This is a genomic window from Stenotrophomonas sp. GL_111 (genome assembly GCF_057835245.1).
The window spans coordinates 212,203-232,153 of the sequence record NZ_CM174421.1 but is presented as its reverse complement, the minus strand read 5'-3'; the positions used below and the strand labels follow the sequence as shown (position 1 = coordinate 232,153).

General features: G+C 66.5%; 18 protein-coding genes and 2 pseudogenes. 7 read left to right on the top strand and 13 right to left on the bottom strand.

The window, feature by feature from the left end; all coding sequences use genetic code 11:
* Positions 1-98 precede the first annotated feature (98 nt).
* Together AC3IPM_RS01000 and arfB are read right to left on the bottom strand one after the other, a co-directional pair.
* The gene (locus AC3IPM_RS01000) at positions 99-659 is read right to left on the bottom strand and encodes a lysophospholipid acyltransferase family protein (RefSeq protein WP_489303986.1); all 561 of its coding nucleotides are present in this window, start codon (positions 657-659) and stop codon (positions 99-101) included.
* Between the two features lie 46 nt (positions 660-705).
* On the bottom strand, positions 706-1,137 hold the full coding sequence (gene arfB / locus AC3IPM_RS00995) for an alternative ribosome rescue aminoacyl-tRNA hydrolase ArfB (protein ID WP_489302069.1): 432 nt from the start codon (positions 1,135-1,137) through the stop codon (positions 706-708).
* Positions 1,138-1,276: 139 nt separating this feature from the next.
* Between arfB and AC3IPM_RS00990 the strand changes: the two genes are divergently transcribed.
* Entirely contained in the window at positions 1,277-1,828 is a 552-nt protein-coding gene (locus tag AC3IPM_RS00990) for a DUF2059 domain-containing protein (protein WP_489302068.1), read from the top strand.
* Positions 1,829-2,178: 350 nt separating this feature from the next.
* Here the strand turns inward: AC3IPM_RS00990 and AC3IPM_RS00985 are convergent, their stop codons facing one another.
* Entirely contained in the window at positions 2,179-3,075 is an 897-nt protein-coding gene (locus AC3IPM_RS00985; protein WP_489302067.1) for an RHS repeat domain-containing protein, read from the bottom strand.
* Complete coding sequence (locus tag AC3IPM_RS00980) at positions 3,063-3,794, bottom strand: pseudouridine synthase (protein ID WP_489302066.1); 732 nt, start codon at positions 3,792-3,794, stop codon at positions 3,063-3,065. Before AC3IPM_RS00980 ends, AC3IPM_RS00985 begins: the two co-directional genes overlap by 13 nt.
* A 549-nt stretch (positions 3,795-4,343) precedes the next feature.
* On the opposite strand from AC3IPM_RS00980, the gene AC3IPM_RS00975 reads away from it, so the two are divergent.
* From AC3IPM_RS00975 to AC3IPM_RS00960, 4 genes are read left to right on the top strand one after another with little or no spacing between them, the layout of a single operon-like run.
* A complete protein-coding gene (locus tag AC3IPM_RS00975) occupies positions 4,344-4,955 on the top strand; it encodes a PIG-L deacetylase family protein (RefSeq protein ID WP_489302065.1) in 612 nt (203 codons plus the stop codon).
* Entirely contained in the window at positions 4,955-6,094 is a 1,140-nt protein-coding gene (locus AC3IPM_RS00970) for a glycosyltransferase family 2 protein (protein WP_489302064.1), read from the top strand. The genes AC3IPM_RS00975 and AC3IPM_RS00970 overlap by 1 nt, the downstream gene beginning before the upstream one ends.
* A complete protein-coding gene (locus tag AC3IPM_RS00965; RefSeq protein WP_489302063.1) occupies positions 6,081-6,689 on the top strand; it encodes a DapH/DapD/GlmU-related protein in 609 nt (202 codons plus the stop codon). The genes AC3IPM_RS00970 and AC3IPM_RS00965 overlap by 14 nt, the downstream gene beginning before the upstream one ends.
* Before the next feature lie 6 nt (positions 6,690-6,695).
* Positions 6,696-7,484 (top strand): YaiO family outer membrane beta-barrel protein, encoded by a 789-nt coding sequence (locus AC3IPM_RS00960; RefSeq protein ID WP_489302062.1) that lies wholly within the window; start codon positions 6,696-6,698, stop codon positions 7,482-7,484.
* A gap of 46 nt (positions 7,485-7,530) precedes the next feature.
* Here the strand turns inward: AC3IPM_RS00960 and ubiB are convergent, their stop codons facing one another.
* Both ubiB and AC3IPM_RS00950 read right to left on the bottom strand, forming a co-directional pair.
* Positions 7,531-9,189: a ubiquinone biosynthesis regulatory protein kinase UbiB gene (gene ubiB / locus AC3IPM_RS00955; RefSeq protein ID WP_489302061.1), complete on the bottom strand. Its 1,659-nt coding sequence runs from the start codon at positions 9,187-9,189 to the stop codon at positions 7,531-7,533.
* On the bottom strand, positions 9,186-9,827 hold the full coding sequence (locus tag AC3IPM_RS00950) for a ubiquinone biosynthesis accessory factor UbiJ (RefSeq protein WP_489302060.1): 642 nt from the start codon (positions 9,825-9,827) through the stop codon (positions 9,186-9,188). Before AC3IPM_RS00950 ends, ubiB begins: the two co-directional genes overlap by 4 nt.
* Positions 9,828-9,961: 134 nt before the next feature.
* Between AC3IPM_RS00950 and ddlA the strand changes: the two are divergent.
* Positions 9,962-10,792, top strand: a pseudogene (gene ddlA / locus AC3IPM_RS00945) (D-alanine--D-alanine ligase); the annotation flags it as partial.
* An 88-nt stretch (positions 10,793-10,880) separates the two neighbouring features.
* Here the strand turns inward: ddlA and AC3IPM_RS00940 are convergent.
* From AC3IPM_RS00940 to oleC, 3 genes and pseudogenes are all read right to left on the bottom strand, one after another.
* On the bottom strand, positions 10,881-11,036 hold the full coding sequence (locus AC3IPM_RS00940) for a DUF1328 domain-containing protein (RefSeq protein WP_489303984.1): 156 nt from the start codon (positions 11,034-11,036) through the stop codon (positions 10,881-10,883).
* Positions 11,037-11,097: 61 nt separating this feature from the next.
* On the bottom strand, positions 11,098-12,108 hold the full coding sequence (gene oleD / locus AC3IPM_RS00935; protein WP_489302059.1) for a 2-alkyl-3-oxoalkanoate reductase: 1,011 nt from the start codon (positions 12,106-12,108) through the stop codon (positions 11,098-11,100).
* Positions 12,105-13,759: pseudogene (gene oleC / locus AC3IPM_RS00930) on the bottom strand (olefin beta-lactone synthetase). Before oleC ends, oleD begins: the two are co-directional and overlap by 4 nt.
* Before the next feature lie 103 nt (positions 13,760-13,862).
* On the opposite strand from oleC, the gene AC3IPM_RS00925 reads away from it, so the two are divergent.
* Complete coding sequence (locus AC3IPM_RS00925; protein ID WP_489302058.1) at positions 13,863-14,288, top strand: YkgJ family cysteine cluster protein; 426 nt, start codon at positions 13,863-13,865, stop codon at positions 14,286-14,288.
* A 74-nt stretch (positions 14,289-14,362) separates the two neighbouring features.
* Here the strand turns inward: AC3IPM_RS00925 and AC3IPM_RS00920 are convergent, their stop codons facing one another.
* The 4 genes from AC3IPM_RS00920 to AC3IPM_RS00905 form a co-directional block, all read right to left on the bottom strand.
* Entirely contained in the window at positions 14,363-15,253 is an 891-nt protein-coding gene (locus tag AC3IPM_RS00920) for an alpha/beta fold hydrolase (protein ID WP_489302057.1), read from the bottom strand.
* Between the two features lie 110 nt (positions 15,254-15,363).
* Positions 15,364-16,380 (bottom strand): 3-oxoacyl-ACP synthase III, encoded by a 1,017-nt coding sequence (locus tag AC3IPM_RS00915; RefSeq protein WP_481487148.1) that lies wholly within the window; start codon positions 16,378-16,380, stop codon positions 15,364-15,366.
* A 114-nt stretch (positions 16,381-16,494) separates the two neighbouring features.
* A complete protein-coding gene (locus AC3IPM_RS00910; protein ID WP_489302056.1) occupies positions 16,495-16,812 on the bottom strand; it encodes a DUF4156 domain-containing protein in 318 nt (105 codons plus the stop codon).
* A gap of 107 nt (positions 16,813-16,919) precedes the next feature.
* The gene (locus AC3IPM_RS00905) at positions 16,920-19,775 is read right to left on the bottom strand and encodes a M16 family metallopeptidase (RefSeq protein ID WP_489302055.1); all 2,856 of its coding nucleotides are present in this window, start codon (positions 19,773-19,775) and stop codon (positions 16,920-16,922) included.
* Positions 19,776-19,951: the final 176 nt, after the last annotated feature.

Below are 19,951 nucleotides of genomic sequence, written 5' to 3'. Positions count from 1 at the left end.
TTGGAATGAGGTGATGCGGCGAAAAACCGCAGCCGATCACCCTACTCCCATTACCCGCCACGGGCATGTGCCGGACGTGGCGCCTGGCTGTGCGGGACTCAGACGGTGCCGCGGTTCTTGCCCTGCCAGGGCCGGTAGTACGCACGGATGGCGGCCATGTCGGCCGCATCGTCGCCGCTGGGATGGAACAGCGGGCCGATCCCGATCACCTTGTCCGGGTAGTGGAAGTACGCTGCAAGCACCGGCACGTCGGCCATGCGCGCGATCTTCAGGAAGCCGGCCTTCCAGCTCTGCACCGCCTTGCGGGTGCCCTCCGGCGTGATGGCATACCACATCTGGTCGGACTCACGGATCAAGCGCACCGCCTGCTCGACCGTGCCCTGCGGCGAGCTGCGGTCAAGCGGGATCACGCCCAGCTTGCGCAGCAGCGGGCCCAGCGGCCACCAGAACAGCGAGGCCTTGCCCAACACCTTCACCTGCATGCCCAGCGCGATCTTCGCTGCCATGCCCCAGAAGCCATCCCAGTTGGATGAATGCGGGGCGATGATGAAGACCACCTTCGGCTCATCCGGCAGCGTGCCCACCACGCGCCAGCCACCCAGCCGCAACGTGCAGCGGGCCAGCCAGCGGATGAAGCGGTTGGGTTTGACCTGCGGCATCCTGGGCGGGATGTTCGGCAACAGCGGACTTCGGTTGTTCAAGCAATCACTCCCAATTGCGTGTGGTGCGCCCGCGCTTGATCTGCGCGCGGCCCTTTTTGGCGTCCAGACGACGCAGTTTCGACCCGTAGGTCGGCTTGGTGGCCACGCGCGCCTTGGGCACGCTCAGCCCCGCCTGGATGAAGGCGGCCAGGCGATCGCGCGCGTCCTCGCGGTTACGGTCCTGGGTACGGAAACGCTGGGCATCGATGACCAGCACGCCTTCGCCGGTCATGCGCCGGTCGCGACGCGCCAGCAGACGGGTACGCAACGGCTCGGGCAACGAAGGCGAGCCGGCCACGTCGAAACGCAGCTCCACCGCGGTGGAGACCTTGTTGACGTTCTGGCCGCCGGCGCCACTGGCGCGCACGAACCGCTCGACGATCTCCGTATCCGGAATCGCCAGGTGTGCGCTGATGGTGACAGGCCCATTTCCCATGGGCGGCATTGTAAAGGCAGGACCGGGCACTGCGGTGGGCGGAACATGCCCCGATGAGCAGGCAACGTCTGCAAATTACGACCCGATGACAACTTCGCGGGTATTCTCGGGGTTCCATGCAACGCAGGATGCCCCGCACATGCTTTCGATCCCCCCGCTGGCCCGACGTGGCCTGACCCGCTTCGGCCTGGCCCTGGCGCTGGGCCTGGCCGTGATCACCCCGGCGCTGGCCGCGCCGCCTTCCGATGCCGATATCAATCGCCTGCTCGCCGCCTCGCGCGCGCAGAGCATGCTGGACACGATGCTGCCGCAGATCGAGGCGATGCAGCGCCAGCAGTTCGCCCAGGTTGCCGCGCAGCGCCAGCTCGATCCGGCGCGCCAGGAACAGCTGCAGCGGATCGAACAACGCACCAGCCAGACCCTCCGCCAGGCACTGTCGTGGAAGGAGCTGCGACCGATGTACGTGGACTTGTACAAGAAGTCCTTCAGCAAGGAAGACGTGCTGGCGATGGCCGAGTTCTACGAGAGCTCGGCCGGACAGAGCCTGCTCGACAAGACCCCGGCGCTGATGCAGAACGTGATGGTGGCCATCCAGACCAAGATGCAGCCGCTGTTCGTGGACCTGCAGAAGGACCTGGAAGCCATCGTCAACGAAGAACCGGCACCGGCGGCGCCTGCCAAAGGCAAGTAAGCGCAGGACCACGGTTGCCGTGGACGCGCATAGGTAGAGCCACGCCATGCGTGGCTGCGCGGTGCCGCCGCGAAGGGCTGCCGGCCAGCGGCCGGCACTACCTGAAGTTCAGAGCGCTTCTACCTAACGCCTACACTTGCGCCACCGTTGAAATGCGCTGGCAAGGTTCCTCCTGAATATCCAAACTCCAACCAGCTGTATGACAATGGAAAAAACAAGAAATACTTTGAAGCCGACCCACAACCCGGATGTGAAAGTGCAGACAAGCGCCGGCAATAAGGACACCAGCCCCATTCGCGTTGCGAAATAGATATAACCCGAAAGGGAAGAGTCCGCGAAAGTGGTTATTTTCATTTATTTATCCGCTTCTCCGCATACGCGGCAGCGCTGTCTGAAGTAATTTGCGCGGCTTGCTGGGAAGCGGATGTGCTGGCCTCCGTAATCCTTCCACCTTGCTGAACAGCAGATTGGGTTGTACGACCTACATGACCGGCAAGCCCGTTGCTGGCTGCCATCGACTCCAACTTTGCGGCACCCTGGAGACCAATTTTTGCACCGGCTCCACTTCCCAGGGCACCCGCTGTAGCAGCAACGGCCACTTCTGCTGCACTGGCAGGCTTGCCAGTAAGCTGTCCCTCAATCACCTTCCCGGTACCGGATGTTGCTCCCCCCACAACCGCAGTGCTCGCGACCGCTGCCGTGGTTGTCATTGTTCCACTGAGTGCTGCTTTTGCCACCAAACTTCCAACGCCTCCCGTAACCGCGCCTACCGCAGTTGAGATTCCCACTGCTGTCCAGTTGTCCACTGTTCCCTTGGTAGCAAGCTGTATGCCTATCTCAATTCGGCCGCCAATGACTGCTCCGATGCAGGCCGGACACCTTCCATCTGGGTCATTGAACTTGTACGGATTATTGTAGGCGTAGCTGTACCTATTGAAGTGGCGGACATCACCAGAATGTGCGGTAACAGGATCCAACGAAAGAAAACTTGCCGTTTCCGGGTCCTGGTAGCGCTGCTGCATATAATTCAGCCCTGTTTCGGAATCTTGCACATGCCCTGTAAAGCCAGGACCATTCTGCGAAACCGTTTCCAACTGCCGACCGCATGGCTCGTACGACCTCCGCTCGATGATCTGTCCCGACTCGTCCGTAATTGCGACGATTGATCCCAGCGCATCCGTGTGAATGAAGTTGATTACGGCGATGCTGTCAACCAGACTTGCTTGGATCGTTGCTACATTTCCCAACCGAACAGGCCCATCGCCTTGGCGAATTCACCGTCCACCGGGGCACTGACATCCATCGCGGTGCCGTCCGGGTGCGGGAAACGCAGGCGTTCGGCGTGCAGCAGCATGCGGTGGATGCCCTGCATGCGGAAGCTGCGGTTGTGCCGGCCATCACCGTGGCTGGTGTCGCCGATCAGATGGTGCGAGAGGTGCTTGAGGTGGCGGCGGATCTGGCGGAATCGGCCGGTCTGCGGCTGGCAGCGCAGCAACGCATAGCGTGACGTCTCGAACTCGCCGACCGGGACCGCGATCTCGCCCACGGCCAACCGCTGGAAATGGGTGATCGCCTGCTTCTTGACCGGCTTGCCGGGGCCGCCGTCCAGGTCATGGTCGACGGTGAAGGCCTCCTCGGCCGGCCACCCCCGGCAGATCGCCAGGTAATCCTTGGCCACGTCGCCGCCCATCAGGGATTTCCCCAAGGCGCTGGCAGTCTCGCGGTCGAAGGCCAGCAGCAGGCAGCCGCTGGTGGCACGGTCGAGCCGGTGCACCAGGAAAATCGGCTTGCCGAGCTGCTCGCGCAGGCGGTCGGCGAGGAAGTCATCCTCGCCACGGGCCAGCTTGCTGTCGTGGACCATCAGCCCGGCAGGCTTGTTGACCACCGCCAGGCGATCGTCGAGATGCAGCAGCTGCAGCGGGGCCACTTCGGGCGCGGTAGAGGGTGCGGTATCGGTATCGTTCACCGACCGATTATCCCCGTCGGCGCGGCTGGGCGCCAATCCGGCGTGGTTCAGCCGCTGCGCAGGGCCAGCCATCCGCCCTTGCCGAATGTCGCCGGCTCATCCCGATGTGATTGCAGCGTCATCGCCACGTCCAGTGGAGAGCGCATGAAGGGATGTCGCCATTGGCAGGTTGCGGCACGCGGCGATTGCCCGCCCAACTCCATCTGACACAAGCCATCTGATTCTCCAATCGCAAAGGGAGAGCGAAAGCGTCGGCTGGGCGTCGCTTTCGCTACAAATTCACTACTAATTCACGACCGGAGCAAGACCGCGATCACGGTCTTGGCGATGCGCGGCATTTTCGTACTTGTTGCAGAGCACTGCACTGCTGGCGCTGTCATATTCCGCCGCCCCACCTGCAGCCGCTGCCCGGGTGCATCACACCGATGTGTGTGTGCACCACTGTCAGTGATGCATGTCCATCGACCTCTCTTCCACCACGACCGATCGACGCCACAGGCCTGCCTGTGCCCGCACGAGCGCTCATCCATCCATGGCAGAACTACCGCAATGCCTCTCGACATACTGGCCATCGGCGCGCACCCGGACGATATCGAACTGGGCTGCGGCGGCAGCCTGGCAAAACTCGCCCATGGGGGTGCCCGCATCCATGCCTTGACCCTGAGTACGGGCAACAAGGGCAGCCGTTCCGACGTCGACCGCACCCGCGAGTCGCGCAATGCCCTGCGCCGGCTGGGCGTGGCCCAGGTGCTGCAGTTGGATTTCCCGGACACCTGCTTTCCCGCCTCACGCAACGATATTGTCGAGCGGATCGAACAAGCCTGTGCACGCCTGTGCCCGAGCCGGGTCTACACGATGTGCCAGGACGACCGTCACCAGGACCATCGCGCCGTCTACGAAGCCTCGATCGTGGCCTGTCGCAAGGTGCCGCAGATTCTCTGCTACGAAACCCCCAGCACGCTGCCGCAGTTCGCCCCGCAGGTATTTGAGGACATCTCGGCCCAGCTCGAGCTGAAGATCGAAGCGCTGCGCGAGCACGCCAGCCAGCAGGATCGCTACTACATGCAGGAGGGCCATCTGCGCTGCCATGCGCAGTTCCGCGGGCAACAGATCGGTATCGGCCCCAGCGAGGGCTTCATTCCCTATCGGCTGGTGCTGTGATGAAGACGATGCTGTTTGCCACGATGTGCGTGTTCATCGTTGGCCATCTGCTCTGGCGCATGCGCCGCCAGCCCCGCCGTGACTACCGCAGCGTGGATGCCATCGTGCCGGCGTTCAACGAGGCGCCGTGCCTGGAGCGATCGCTGACCGACCTGCTGCGCAACCGTTACGTCGCCCAGGTCATCTGCGTCAACGATGGTTCCACCGACGATACCGCCGGTGTGTTGGAACGGCTGCAGCCACATTGGGCAGGACGTCTGGTCGTGGTCCACCAGGCCAACACCGGCAAGGGCGGCGCGCTGATGCACGGGCTGCAGCATGTCACCGCCGCGCAGGTGTTCCTGACCGATGCCGATACCCGCATCGATCCGGACAGCGACGGCCTTGGCTTCCTGCTTGCCGAGATCCACGATGGGGCCGATGCGGTCGGTGGCATCCCTTCCTCATGCCTGCGTGGGGCCGGATTCCTGCCGCATGTGCGGGCCAGCCTGAAGCTGCCGATGATCGTGATCAAGCGCAGTTTCCAGCAGTTGCTCGGTGGCGCGCCCTTCATCATCTCCGGCTCCTGCGGGATGTTCCGCACCTCGGTGCTGCGCACGGTGGGCTTCTCCGACCGCACCAAGGTCGAGGACCTGGACATGTCCTGGTCGCTGGTGGCACGCGGCTACCGCCTGCGCCAATGCAACCGTTGCTTCGTGTATCCGCAGGAGTGCAACACCCTGGCCGAGGAATGGCGGCGCTGGCGCCGCTGGATCGTGGGCTATGCGGTGTGCATGCGCCTGCATCGCGGCCTGCTGCTGACCCGTTTCGGCCTCTTCAGCATCCTGCCGATGGTGATGCTGGTGCTGGTCGGGGTGGTGGCCTCCGGCAGTGCATGGCTGGGTGCCATGCAGCAGCAGGGTCCCGGCGGTATGGCGCTGGCCGTGCTGCCCTTGGCCTGGGTGGCCGTAGTGCTGGTGCTGGGCACGATCAGCGCGATGCACCACCGCAACGCCTGGCTGGTGCCGGCGGCGGCGTTCTCGGTGCTGTATGTGCTGCTGGCCTACGCCATCTGGTTGCTGCATGGCATCCGGGGCCTGATCACCGGCCAGGAGCCGGTGCGCGACAAGCCCACCCGGTATCCGCATGTGGTGGAGTGATCTGTGCGCGCAGGCCGCGGCGCTGGCCAACCTGCAAGGGCGCATCGATCCGGCCGCGGAGGTATCTGCGGATGCGTGCCTGCAGGGGGCGGTCGAGGTAGGCGCAGGTACCCGCATCTGTGCGGGCGCCACGCTCCAGGGCCCGGTGCGGATCGGTCGCGACTGCCTGATCGGCAACAACGCGCTGATCCGCGGCCCGGTGCACATCGGCGACCGCTGTCGGCTCGGCTTCGCCGTCGAGCTCAAGCACGCCGTGCTCGGCGACGACGTCAGCGTGGGGCCGCACTCCTTCCTGGCCGACAGCCGTGTCGATGCCGGCGCTTACCTCGGCGCGCTGGTGCGCACCAGCAATCACCGCCTCGACCGCACCACGGTCAAGGCGATGGTCGATGGCGTACTGGTGGACACCGGCCTGCACAAACTCGGCGCATGGATCGGCCGTTCGGCAGCACTGGGCGTCGGCGTGATCATTCTTCCCGGCCGCGTGGTGGCGGCCCATAGCGAAATCGGACCACGCATCACCGTGGAAAGAAACCTGCCTGCGGGGCGCTATCGCCTCGTGCAGCAGCTGCACTGTTCCCAACCCCTGGAGTAAATCAACATGCGTTCTATGACCCGTGGCGTGCTGTCGTGCGCCCTGATGCTGGCGGCTGTGTCCAGCGCCCACGCTGGCGTGGACAAGGTGTCCGCACAGTTCGACCACAGCGACTACAGCGATGGCTACGGCAAGCGCGACGTGTTCGGTGTGGACGTCGCCGGCCGCGCGGCCGACAGCCGCTGGCACGTTGGCCTTGCCCATGGCGAACGGGACTACGGTGGCGCCGCCTACCGTGGCACCCGCGTGCAGGGTGCGCTGCACCATGACTGGAACACGCAGCTGTCGACCCGCACCGCCGCTGTGGTGTCGGACAACAACCCGGTGTTCGTCAACCGCGAAATCGCCCACGACTTCAACCTGAAGGTGATCCCGAACACGCTGCTTACCGTCGGTGGCAAGTACGCCGAATACCGCGGCAACACCTACGTGTCGGCGTGGTCGGCGGGCGCGTCGTATTACTTCCCGCGCGTCACCGCGACCTATCGCTACAGCAAACATCACCTGTCCAGCGGCACCGGTGGCCATGGCAACACGCTGTCGCTGCGCCTGAAGGATGCCCAGGGCAAGGGTTCCACCCAGCTGTGGCTGGGCGATGGCACCTCAGCCTATGCCGCCGAGCTGGACCCGCTGCTGCTGCGCGAGCACGCCTCCACCCGCGTGTTCCTGCGCCGCAACCAGCCGCTGGGCCAGCACCTGATGCTCAATGCGGGAATCGGCAAGGCGTGGCACAAGACCCGGGTCGATCGTTTCAGCAGCATCAACTCGCACGTGGGCCTGGGCTACCACTGGTGACATCCCGCGACCACGGCGCGCACGCGCGTCGTGGTCGATGGCCGGTTCAGCGTCGCCACCACGCACTGGCCAGCGAGAACAGCCCGGCCGCACCACTGACCCAGCTCCATACCGGCGCATCGCCGAAGTACCAGCCGCCCGGCTGCATGCCGTACAGCACCGCGGCGACGATCAGCAGGCCGACGCCGGCGATCGCGGCGACCGCACGCTTCTGCAGTTTCTGCAGGTTGGTGTTGAGCGCGACCAGGTCGGCCGAACGCATCGACAGTTCGTGGCCGCCCTCGACCTGCTGGCGCAGCCAGGCGTGCACCAGGCGCGGCATGTCCGGGGTGTGGGTCATGATTTCCGGCAGGCGCTTGCGGATTTCCTTCAGCACCCGGCGCGGGCTGTAGCGCTCGCGCAGGATGCGTTCGAGCACCGGCCGGGCCACGGCCCAGATGTCCAGTTCCGGGTCCAGCTGGCGGCCGACGCCTTCGATGTTGAGCAGGGTCTTCTGCAGCAGGATCAGCTGCGGCTGCAGGGTCAGCTGGTAGCGCTGGGCCACGCGGAACAGCTTCATCAGCACTTCGGCCAGCGAAATCTGCGACAACGGGCGGGTGAAGTACGGCTCGCACACCGAACGCGCGGCGGCTTCGAGTTCATCGATGCGCACGTTGTTGGGCATCCAGCCGGCCTCAACGTGGAGCTCGGCCATGCGCCGGTAGTCCTTGTTGAAGATGGCCATGAAATTCTCGGCCAGGTAGTACTGATCTTCCTGCGAGAGCTGGCCCATGATGCCGAAGTCCAGCGCGATGAAGCGCGGGTTGTCGCGGCGCGCCGGATCGATGTCGACCCAGATGTTGCCGGCGTGCGCGTCGGCATGGAAGAAGTTGTCGCGGAACACCTGGGTGTAGAACACCCGCACACCCTTGGCGGCCAGCGCCTTGCGGTCGATGCCGGCCTTGTCCAGCGCGGCGATGTCATCGGAGGGAATGCCCCACACCCGCTCCAGCGTGAGCGCGCGCTCGGCGGTGTGGCTCCAGATCACTTCCGGGACGTACAGGTCGTCCGAATCGATCCAGTTGCGGCGCAGCACGCTGGCGTTGGCGCCTTCGCGCTGCAGGTCCAGTTCGGCGGCCAGGGTGTTCTCGACTTCGGCCACCACTTCGCGCGGGCGGATCTTGTCGGCGCGCGGGTGGGTCCGTTCGAGCAGCGCCGCAGCGGACTTCAACAGCGCGATGTCGGCATCAATCTGCTTTTCGATATCCGGGCGCAGTACCTTGACCACCACCTGGCGGCCATCGGCGAGCGTGGCGGCGTGCACCTGGGCGATCGAGGCCGAGGCCAGCGGCTGCAGGTCGAAACTGGCAAAGGCTTCGCTGACCGGGCGGCCCAGCGCCTGTTCGACGATGCGCTGCGCAGCGTCGCCGTCGAACGGCTTGACCCGGTCCTGCAGCAGGGTCAGTTCGTTGGCCACGTCGGCCGGAATCAGGTCGCGACGGGTGGACAGGATCTGCCCGAACTTGACGAAGATCGGGCCGAGGTCCTGCAGCGCCAGGCGCAAGCGGGCCCCGCGCGACTGCGCGGCGATATCGGCCGAGGCGCGCGGCACGAACGGCTTGGCCAGGCGCAGCCAGCGCTCGGCCGGGGTGCCCTGCAGCAGATCATCCAGGCGGTAGCGCAGCAGGATGCGGCCAATGCGGCTGGCGCGGAACATCGCCTTCATGCGCGCACCTGGCGCAGCCGTTGCACACGCACCGCGATGCGTTCCACATCATCACGCATGACATCCACGTCATCGTGGAAGGCTTCCAGTTCTGCACGCGCTACCACGTCGCGGGACTCCTCGGTGACATATTCAGCGGCGCTGTGCGCCAGGTCGGACGCGCCACGGCGCGCATGCTGCAGGGCCGAGCGCAGGCTGTGGGCGACCTGCACCCCCAGCACTTCGCCGAACACGCGCACGAATGGCTGCTGCCAGTCCGGATCGTAACGGGTGGCCAGCTGCTGCAGCCGGCGCGCCAGCTCGGCATCGCCGGAAACCTTGACCCGCCCGGCCGGCGCATCGCCGCCACGGCGGGCATGGGCCAGGAACGGCAGCTGCGCCAGCACGCCGCCCAGCGTGCTGCGCACGGCCAGGTCCGGTTCCTGCTGCGGGTCCACCGGGCCCACGGTCAGGCGGTCGCCCTCCACCCCGATCCGCATCGCCAGCGCGGGCGATTCCAGGGTCAGGGCGATGTGGCGGCCATCCAGCGCGACCAGCGCGCTGCGGGTGTCCGGGTCCAGCGCCAGCGCGCGGTTCAGCGCCAGCTGCAGCGCATTGCCGGCCAGCGGCTTGAGGGAAGAGAGCAGGGAACGGGCCATCGACGCATTCTACCGTGCCCCCTTGAACGACGGGCGTCCGCAGGCGTGGCGCGTCGCTGCGCGCCGGTCCATCCTTGGGGTTCCAGAACAGACAGGAGCGGCAGCACGCATGGGCAAGACGCGGGTAGGCATCATCCGACCCGGCCACCGCGCTGGAACAGATCGACGTGGTGTTTCCGATCGTGCACGGCACGCTGGGCGAGGACGGTTCGCTGCAGGGCCTGCTGCGCATGGCCAACCTGCCGTTCGTGGGCAGCGGCGTGCTCGCCTCGGCAGTCGCGATGGACAAGGACGTGGCCAAGCGCCTGCTACGCGATGCCGGGCTGCAGGTGGCCCCGTTCGTGTGCCTGAACCGCATCGCTGCGGCCAGCGCCGACCATGCCGCGCTGGTAGCGCAGCTGGGCACGCCGTTGTTCGTCAAACCGGCCAACCAGGGCTCGTCGGTGGGCGTGAGCAAGGTGCATGACGCCGCCGAATTCGACGCCGCGCTGGCCTTGGCACTGTCGTTCGACCACAAGGTGCTGGTCGAATCGGCGGTGGTCGGGCGCGAGATCGAATGTGCCGTGCTCGGCAACGAACACCCCGAAGCCAGCGTCTGCGGCGAAGTGGTGGTGCACGACGCGTTCTATTCCTACGACACCAAGTACATCAGTGACACCGGTGCGGAGGTGGTGGTGCCAGCCGCGATCAGTGCGGCCGACCAGCAGCGCATCCGCGACATCGCGGTGCAGGCCTATCAGGTGCTGGACTGCGCAGGCCTGGCCCGTGTCGATGTATTCCTCACCGCGGACGGCGAGGTGGTGATCAACGAGATCAACACCCTGCCCGGCTTCACCCGGATCAGCATGTATCCCAAGCTGTGGGGCGCCAGCGGATTGAGCTACACCGCGCTGATCACCCGCCTGCTGGAACTGGCGCTGGCGCGGCATGCTGCCGATGGCCGCCTGCAGAGCACGGTGCGCTGAAGCAGCTGAAAAAAAACGGATGCCGACACAAGGTCGGCATCCGGGAATGGGCGCTGATGGCGGGTGTACAGCCGGTCAGCGGCAGCCGCTAGGTGCGCTTGCGGAACATCGACACCACGGCCAGGATCAGGAACACCACAAACAGGATCCAGGCGATGTTGCTGGCCGCGCCGGCGATGCCGGAGAAGCCGAGTACCGCCGCGATGAGGGCGATGACAAAGAAAATGACGGCGTAGTGCAGCATGTCGATCCTCGCGTAATGCGTGCCGGATTGGCGTGCTGCCATGTTCACCAACCCGCGGTGTTCAGCGGGTGACGGCAACCTCGTCGTGCGATGAAGCCTTCAGCCTCGTGAGCCCTTCGTCAATGCTCACCTGCGGCACATAGCCGAAGTCGCGACGCGCCGGTTCCATGCTGTACCAGTGCGGCGTGCACAGCTGTTCGGCGAGAAAACGCGTCATCGGCGGTTCGCCGCCCAGGCGCAGCAGTGGCCACAGTTTCTCGGCCACCGCACCGATCCGGTAGGCGGTCTTGAAGCTGATCGATTTCTCCACTGCCGGCGCACCCACCGCGGCCAGCAGCTTGTTGAGCAGCTCGCGCATCGGCAGCGGTTCGCCGTTGGAGATGAAGTACGCCTTGCCGGCACAGGCCGCGCCCGGTGCGAGGTGCTCGAAGGCGAGGAAGTGCGCGAGCGCGGCGTTGTCGATGTAGGTGGTATCCACCCGATTGTTGCCATCGCCAACGAAACGCAGCCGTCCGGCGCGCGCGCGCTCGGCCAGCCGCGGCACCAGCTGCTGGTCGCCTGGGCCCCAGATCAGGCGCGGGCGCAATGCCACCGTGGCCAGGTGCGCATCGTTGGCCGCCAGCACGCGTTGCTCGGCGATGGTCTTGGTCGCCGCATAGGGCGCCTGGAAGTCCTCGCCATAAGGCACCTCGTCCGCGCCCAGGCCTTCCACCGGATGGGTGGCGCGATGGGTCACGCTCGGGGTGGAGGTGTAGACCAGCTTGCCAACACCGTGTTCGCGGCAGGCCGCGATCACGTTGTCGGTGCCCACCACGTTGGCCTGGAAGTAGCTGTCATAGCTGCCCCACGCGCCCGCCTTGGCCCCGTTGTGGAAGACCGCATCCACCCCGGCCACCGCATGCCGCACCGCATCGGCATCGGCCAGGTCGCCGCGGATCTGGCCCACGCCCAGTGCCTGCAGCGGCGGGTAGTGGCCGCGGTTGAAGCTGAGCACCTGGTGGCCGCGTTCAACCAGCCCACGGCACAGGGCCTGCCCGAGAAAGCCACCGCCACCGGTCACCAGAATCTTCATGCGCGCTGTTCCACTTGGGTTGCTGCCCAGACCGCCAGCTTCTCGCGGCCGATCTTGGCGTTGTGTCGGATATCCACCGGGAAACCGGGATGCACCAGGAAGCGTTCGATGCGCAGCGTATGCGGGTGGGCAACGGCCTCGGCGCGCAGGCGCCCGCGCAGCGCGGCGGTGTCGGCCACGCCCGGCAGCAGCTCCACGCACAACACCGGCTGCTGCTGGCCCTGCGCACCCACGCCGACCAGCGCGGTACGCGCGATGCCCTCCAGCGCGTTGAACACCGGCTCCACCTGTTCGGTGTACAACGGGCCGTGCGCGGTGTGCAGGCGCTGGGTCTTGCGCCCGCAGAACCACAACCGGCCCTGCGCATCGAAGTAGCCCACATCGCCCATCCGATGCACCACGCGCGTGCTGCCGTCGGCCAGCGTTTCGCTGATCTTGGCGGCGGCGGTGGCCTGCGGGCGGTTGAAATAGCTGTCAGTGGCGGTCGGCCCGGCCACGGTGATTTCGCCCACTTCGCCGTCGACGACTTCGCGCACCTGCGACCAGTCCGGCAGCGGTGCGTCGTCGATGGCGATGATGCGCACCTGGTTGGGCGCGACCACGCGGCCGACGCAGGTGCCGGCACCGGCTTCGGTGGCCTGGCGGGTGCTCTCCAGCTCGCGGCCTTCGATCACCGCCACCGGCAGGCATTCGGTGGCCCCGTAGGGCGTCCAGAACTCGGCATCGTCGGGCAGCAGGCGGCGGATGCGGGCAACCACATCGGGCGGCACCGGCGCCCCGGCCGAGGTCACCCGGCGTACACCCGTCAGCGGCTGGCCATGGTCGGCCAGCACCCGCATCAGCGCCGGCGAGCCGAACAACTGGGTGATGCCGAAGCGCGCGATCGCGTCGTGCAGTTTGCGCGGGTCGGCCTTGGCCGGGCGGGTCGGGTCCATGTCCGGGATCACCGAGGTCAGCCCCAGCGCCGGGTCGAACAACGCGAACGGCGGGAAGGTCGGCAGGTCCCCCCCCCGGCTTCCATGCCGAAGGCCGCGCGCAGCAGGTCCACCTGGCCCACGAAGTGCCGGTGCCGGTAGACCACGCCCTTGGGCACGCCGGTGGAGCCGCTGGTGAACAGGATCGCCGCGACATCCTCACCATCGGTGGCGGCCATCGGCTGCGGCGCGCGCAGGCCGTCGGCCTCGATCCGGGCCAGGGTGGTGCCGCCCCAGCCCCAGCGCCGGCCCACGGTGACCAGGGTCTTGGCCGCCGGGCACCAGCGCAGCAGCAGCCGCGCCACGTGGGCCAGGCCGATGCCGATGAAGGCCTGCGGCTGCGCCTCGTCCAGGCATTGCTTCAACGCGCGCTTGTCGATGCCCGGGTCGACCAGCACCGGCACCGCGCCGTTCTTGAACAGCGCGAACATCAGCAGGAAGAATTCCGGCGAAGGCCGCACCATCACCACCGCGCGCACGCCACGGCCGATGCCGTGCGCGGCCAGGCCAGCGGCCATGGCATCGCTGCGCGCGTTCAGGGTGCGGTAGTCCAGGGTCACGTCGTAGCGCGCCATGCCGTTGGCGCCGGGCTTTCCGGGGCAGCGGATGGCGATCTGGTCGGGGCGCTCACGGGCCAGCTCGGGCAGGCGGGCGGCAATGTTGGTCACGGCGTTCATCCGTTCATTGTCGCCGTTGCAGAAATTTCTTGCGCGGCGGCCGGCGGCGTGGAAAATTCGCGACCTTCCCTCCTGCTCGATTGCCGCCCAAGGCCGGCACCCCATGCCCCACCCCTGCCTGACCTGTGGCGCCTGCTGCACCCAGTACCGTGTGGCCTTCCACTGGATGGAATCGGACGAGGTCACCCCCGGCGGCGTCCCGCATGAACTCACCCAGGTGCTGGACCCGCACCGGCTGTGCATGCGCGGCACCCTGTCCAAACCGGTCTACTGCGTGGCACTGGATGCGGAAATCGGCGTGTACTCGCGCTGCAGCATCCACCCCAACCGGCCCAGCGTGTGCCGCGAAGTCGACGCGTCCTGGGAGTACGGCAAGGCCAGCCCGCAGTGCGACAAGGCGCGCGTGGCGCATGGCATGCCCGCGCTGACCCTGGCCGACTGGCGTTGGCGCGACGAAGCCGGCAACGACGACAGCCATCCCGACGACAACGGCAACTCGCCGGCTCCGCAGGCGCCCATCGCGGCGTGATGAGCGTACCGACCAACGGTCGGTACTACCGGGATGGTCAATGGGTAGGTGACGACCGTTGGTCGTCACGCCGATCAGATCGGATTGCGCTCCAGGAACGCCCGGATCTTCGGCACCAGCACCTCGTGCTTGTCTTCCAGCACGTAATGCCCGGCATCCTCGAAGGCATGCACTTCGGCCTGTGGCAGCGCCGCCTGGAAGCCAGCCAGGAAGTAGTGGTCGAACACGAAATCACGCAGGCCCCAGCCCAGGAACGCCGGGCGATCGGCATACGTGGCCAGAGTCTGGCCCGAGCGTTCCAGCAGCGACCAGGCCTTGTCGGCCGGCGACAACGGAATGTCCTGCATGAAGCGGATGGTGCTGATCCGGTTGGCCCAGCTGTTGTAGGGCGACACGTAGGCGCGGCGCACATCGGCCGGCATCTTCCGCTCCACGCCCAGCCACGAGGCTCCGGAGGAGAACGCGTTGAAGGTGCGGATGATCCACTCGCCCACCTTCCAGTGCCGGCCCAGGCCGATCTGCCACGGCATCTTCTTGGCGGCCGGCATCGGGAACGCCGCGGTGTTGAGCACCACCAGGCGCTTGACCTGGTCATGGTGCGACAGCGCCCAGCCGAAACCGATCATGCCGCCCCAGTCGTGCACGGCCAGGGTCACCGGGCCGGTGATGCCCAGGTGCTTGAGCAGCGCATCCAGGTCATCCACCCGCGACTGCAGGGTGTAGTCGTAGTGCGCATCATCGGGCTTGTCCGACAGGCCCATGCCGATGTGGTCGGGCACGATGCAGCGGTATTTGTCCGACAGCCCGGCCACCAGCGTGCGCCAGTAGTAGCTCCACGACGGATTGCCGTGGACCATCACCACCACCTCGCCGTCGCGCGGGCCTTCATCGAGATAGTTCATCGACAGGCCGGGGCGCACGTCGAAGCGCTGCGGATGGGCGGGGTAACCGGGAAGCTTGGGCATCGAATCGCACCTGTGAAAAAGGCCGGCAGAACCGGCCCTTTGAATTTCAGTACCAGGGCACGTGTTGGCGTGCCCCGGGAAACCGCCTCGGTCCAGGCCGAGGCGATCCATTACCAGACCACTTCGGCCATCGAGCAGTTCAGGCCCGAGCCGATGCCGAGCAGCGCGATGCGATCGCCCTTCTTCAGCCGGCCCAGTTCCTTGAGCTTGCTCAACACGATCGGCACCGAGGCCGGGCCGATGTTGCCGTGCTCGCCGAAGATGGTCATGACCTTCTTCGGGTCGATGCCGAAGTTCTTGATGAACGCGGCGGTGTGCGGCTGGCTGACCTGGTGGATGACGAACTGGTCCAGCTCGTCCACCGCCCAGCCCAGCGCTTCGCGCGCGGCCAGGAAGGTCTTCTGCGCCAGCTTGATGCCTTCGATCAGCAGCATGCGGGTGTCGGTGACCATGCGGTCCAGGTTGCCGCGGCACAGCTGGTTCCACTCGGTGGCCGAGCGGGTCACGCCACCGCGGTAACGCGGCGCATCGGGCACCAGTTCGGTACGCGCCATCACCATCGCCGCGGCGCCGCAGCCCAGGGTCAGGGCGGCCATCTCGTTGCGGAAGTCATCGGCGGTGACGCCCGGCAGCGCCATGCGCTCCAGGGTCTTCTCGTACACCAGGTTGGCGGTTTCGCCATCGACGATCAGGGCGTAGTCGATCTCGCCGCGCTCGAGCATGCGCGCGGCGATGTCCATGCCGTTGATGAAGGCCAGGCAGGCATTGGCGACGTCGAAGGTCATGCACTCATCGCCCACGCCCAGGTTGCCCGAGACGATGCTGGCGGTGGACGGTTCCAGGTAGTCGCGGCTGACCGAGGTGTTGACCAGCAGTCCGATCTTGTCGGCACCGATGCCGGCGTCTTCCAGCGCCTTGCGGGCCGCCAGGGTAGCCGCGTCGGAAGCGAGCATGTCCGCGTCCCAGAGGCGACGGGCATGGATGCCGGCGATATCGCCGAGCACGTCGGTACGGATGCCCAGACGATCCAGCGTCGGCTGCAGACGTTCGTTGATTTCCTTGGACGTCAGCGTGTGCGGCGCGTCGATGTGCGCCAGGCCGGCGATAGAGACATTCTTGAAGAGCATCAGTTAGCGCCAAGGCTCAGGCAAAGGGGGCGCTATTGTAAGCCGGCGCCGCCTTCACCGCACCTTTACGAATTCACGTCCGGGCGTATGGTGCGGCCGGGCGGGCTGAAGGGTTCAGCGCGGCGGGCACTGGAAGGCCAGGAAGCGCTGGCTGCCGTCGGCCGGCTGGCCGCTGGCCTGGACCGCATTGGCCCCGGCGCTGGGGGCCTCGTTGCGGGCCAGGGTTTCCAGTTCTTCCTGTACGCGCAAGGGGTTACGGTTGTAGAAGGCCACTTTGCTCTTGACCGTCACCACCACCTCGCCCTTGGCCTGGCAGCCGCTGGGCACCTGCCCGGCAGGCAGCACGCGCACGGTCTTGCCCACCGGTTCGATCGGCACCCAGGTGCAGGCGGTGGCGCTGAGGGTGAGCAGGGAAAGCAGGAGAAGGCGCATGCGGGAGACCTGGCTGGACAACGAAGGGGATTGTGCGGGATACGGCTGAATCGAGGGTGATGGGTGCCGGGCAATGCCCGGCACCCTGCTTCATCACGTCAGCGAGGTTACCGGCCCGCGGCCGGCACGACCTTGCCGTCGGCATCGATCACCTGCACCTCGCCCAGGTTCAGCGCGCGGACTTCCTTCTCCGTCTGCTTCAGATCGCCCACCACCACCCAGGTCAGGGTCTTGGGATCCAGCGTGGCCGCGGCCTGCTGCACCTGGGCCGGGGTCATCGCCTCGATCTCGGCCTTGCGCTTGAACACATAGTCGTCCGGGCGCTGGTAGCGGACGATGCCGCTGATGGTGCCGAGCACGGCGCTGGCCGTTTCATACGCACCGGGCAGGCTCAGCGTCTGGATGTTGCGGATACGCGACACCTCCGCGGCCGTGGCCGGCTTGGCACCGCTGGCGAAGTCGCGGATGTCCTTCTGCATTTCCTGGATCGACTCGGCGGTCTTGTCGATCTGCACCGGCGCACGAGCCCCCCAAGGGCGCTGGCCCAGGGTGCTCGGCGCACTGCTGCCGGCACCGTAGGACCAATGCTTCTCTTCGCGCAGGTTCATGTTCAGGCGTGAAGTGAAGTCGCCGCCGAGCACGCCATTGGCGATGTCGAAGCGGGTGCTGCCCGGGTCCATCGAGGACGGCACCACCTGGCTGGCAAACAGGTTGGCCTGGACCGCGCCGGGCTGGTCGATCAGGAACACGCGGGCGTGGGTCGGGCGGGCCACATCCACCGGCGCCTTCACCTGCATGGCCGCGCCTTCGCCCTTCCAGTCACCGAACTGGCGCTCCAGCAGCGGCACGATGTCCTTCAGCGTGGTGTCGCCGACCACGATCAGGGTGCCCTGCTCGGGACGCAGCGCCTGGTGATGGAAGGCCACCAGGTCCTCGCGGGTCAGCGACTGGATATCGGCTTCATTGCCGCTGCCGGTGAAGGGAATGGCATACGGATGGCCGGCGCCGTACAGCAGCGTCGGCATCACGCGCATGGCCACCGCGTTCGGGTTGACCTTCTCCTGTTGGATGCCGGCAATCCAGGTCGCCTTGACCCGGTCGATCTCGCTCTGGTCGAAGCGCGGCTTGCGCAGCATGTCCGCATACAGGGCCAGCGACGGCGCCAGGTTTTCCTTCAGTGCCGACAGGTAGACGGTGGCACTGTCCAGCGAGGCCGACGCACCCAGGCTGGCGCCCAGGGCATCGGCGGCATTGGCGAAGGGCAGTGCGGCCAGCGTGCCGGCGCCTTCGCCCATCAGGTCCATGGTGAAGTTGGCGGTGCCCGACTTCCGACCCTGGTCGGCGGTGAAGCCGCCCGGGAATTCATAGCTGAACTGCACCACCGGGATGTCGTGGCGCTCGGCCAGGATCACCTGGGTGCCGTTCTTCAGCGTGGCGCGGTGCAGCTGCGGGAACTTCAGTTCCGGGAACGTCTTGGTCTGCGGCACGCCGGTGCTGCGGTCCACCTGCTTGGGCAGGGTGGTGAATTGGGTATCGACCGCCGGCACCGTGAACGGCTTGGGCGATGCGGACGGCAGTTCGGCCAGCGCCACGCGGGCACCCGGCTCCACCACGATGGTGTGGTCACCGGCACCGAGCCACTTGGCACCGACCGCGCGCACGTCGCTCGCGCTGGCCGCGTTGATGTTGGCCAGCGACTTGCGGAAGCAACCCGGGTCACCCTCGAAGACCGTGCATTCGGCCAGCGCATCGGCCTTGCCGCCGAAGCCGCCGATGCGCTCGATGCCACGGATGAAACCGGCGCGGAAGGCGGTCTTGCCACGGCTCAGCTCGTCGGCGGTCGGACCGTCCTTGGCCAGGCGCTTGATCTCTTCATCGATGATCGCCTCGACCTTGGCCGGGTCCACGCCCTGCTTGACGGTAGCCATCACCACGAAATTGGAGCCCAGCTGCGAGCTGTAGGCCCCGGCGCTGATGTTGTCCACCAGCTTGTCCTGGTGCAGCAGGCGCTGGTCCAGGCGCGAGGACTTGGCACCGCCGAGCACCTGGGCAAACAGTTGCAGCTGGTCGATGTCGGTGGTGCCGACCTGGGCCACGTTCCAAGCGCGGTAGATGCGCGCCTGCGGCACCTTGTCGGTCATCACTTCACGCGTGCTCTTGTCGCGCTTGGCCACGTCCACCTTCGGCTGGGCCATGCTCGGGCCCGCCGGGATGTCACCGAAGTACCTGGCGACCTTTTCCTTGGCAGTGGCCAGGTCGATGTCGCCGGCCAGCACCAGCACCGCGTTGTTGGGGCCGTACCAGGTCCGGAACCAGGTCTTGACGTCATCCAGCGAGGCCGCGTTGAGATCGTTCATCGAGCCGATCACGCTGTGGTGGTACGGGTGGCCTTCCGGATACATCGCCCGGGTCAGCTTTTCCCACACCTGGCCATACGGCTGGTTCTCGCCCTGGCGCTTCTCGTTCTGCACCACGCCGCGCTGCTCGTCGAGCGCGGCCTGGTCGATCGCGCCGAGCAGGTGGCCCATGCGGTCGGACTCCATCCACAGCGCCATGTCCAGCGCGGTGGTCGGCACGTTTTCGAAGTAGTTGGTGCGGTCGGTATTGGTGGTGCCGTTCTGACCGGTCACACCCACCTGCTTGAAGGGCTCGAAGTACTCACCGGCGTGGTTCTCGCTGCCCTGGAACATCAGGTGTTCAAACAGGTGCGCAAAGCCGGTGCGGCCGGCCGGTTCATCCTTGCTGCCCACGTGGTACCAGACGTTCACCGCCACGATCGGTGCCTTGCGGTCGGTATGCACCACCACGCGCAGGCCATTGGGAAGGGTGAACTGCTCGAACGGAATGTCCACCGTGGCCGCGGCCGCCGGCTTGGCCAGCACCGGGGCTGGCGCGAAGGTGCCCAGGGCGGCGGAGAGCGCTACAGCCAGCAGCGCGGCACGCGGTCGAAGTTGGACGGTCATTCCGGTTCCTTGGTCATGAAAGTGAATACCGATGCTAGCGCGGCACCACCGCGAAAGGCATCCGCCAACAGTCATTGGCGATATCAGGGAACTTTCCGGGCCCGCGATCACCATCGAACGGACAGCCCGATGGCCGCAACGGACAGGTGTCCGGACAGCGGACACGCTGTTGGCGA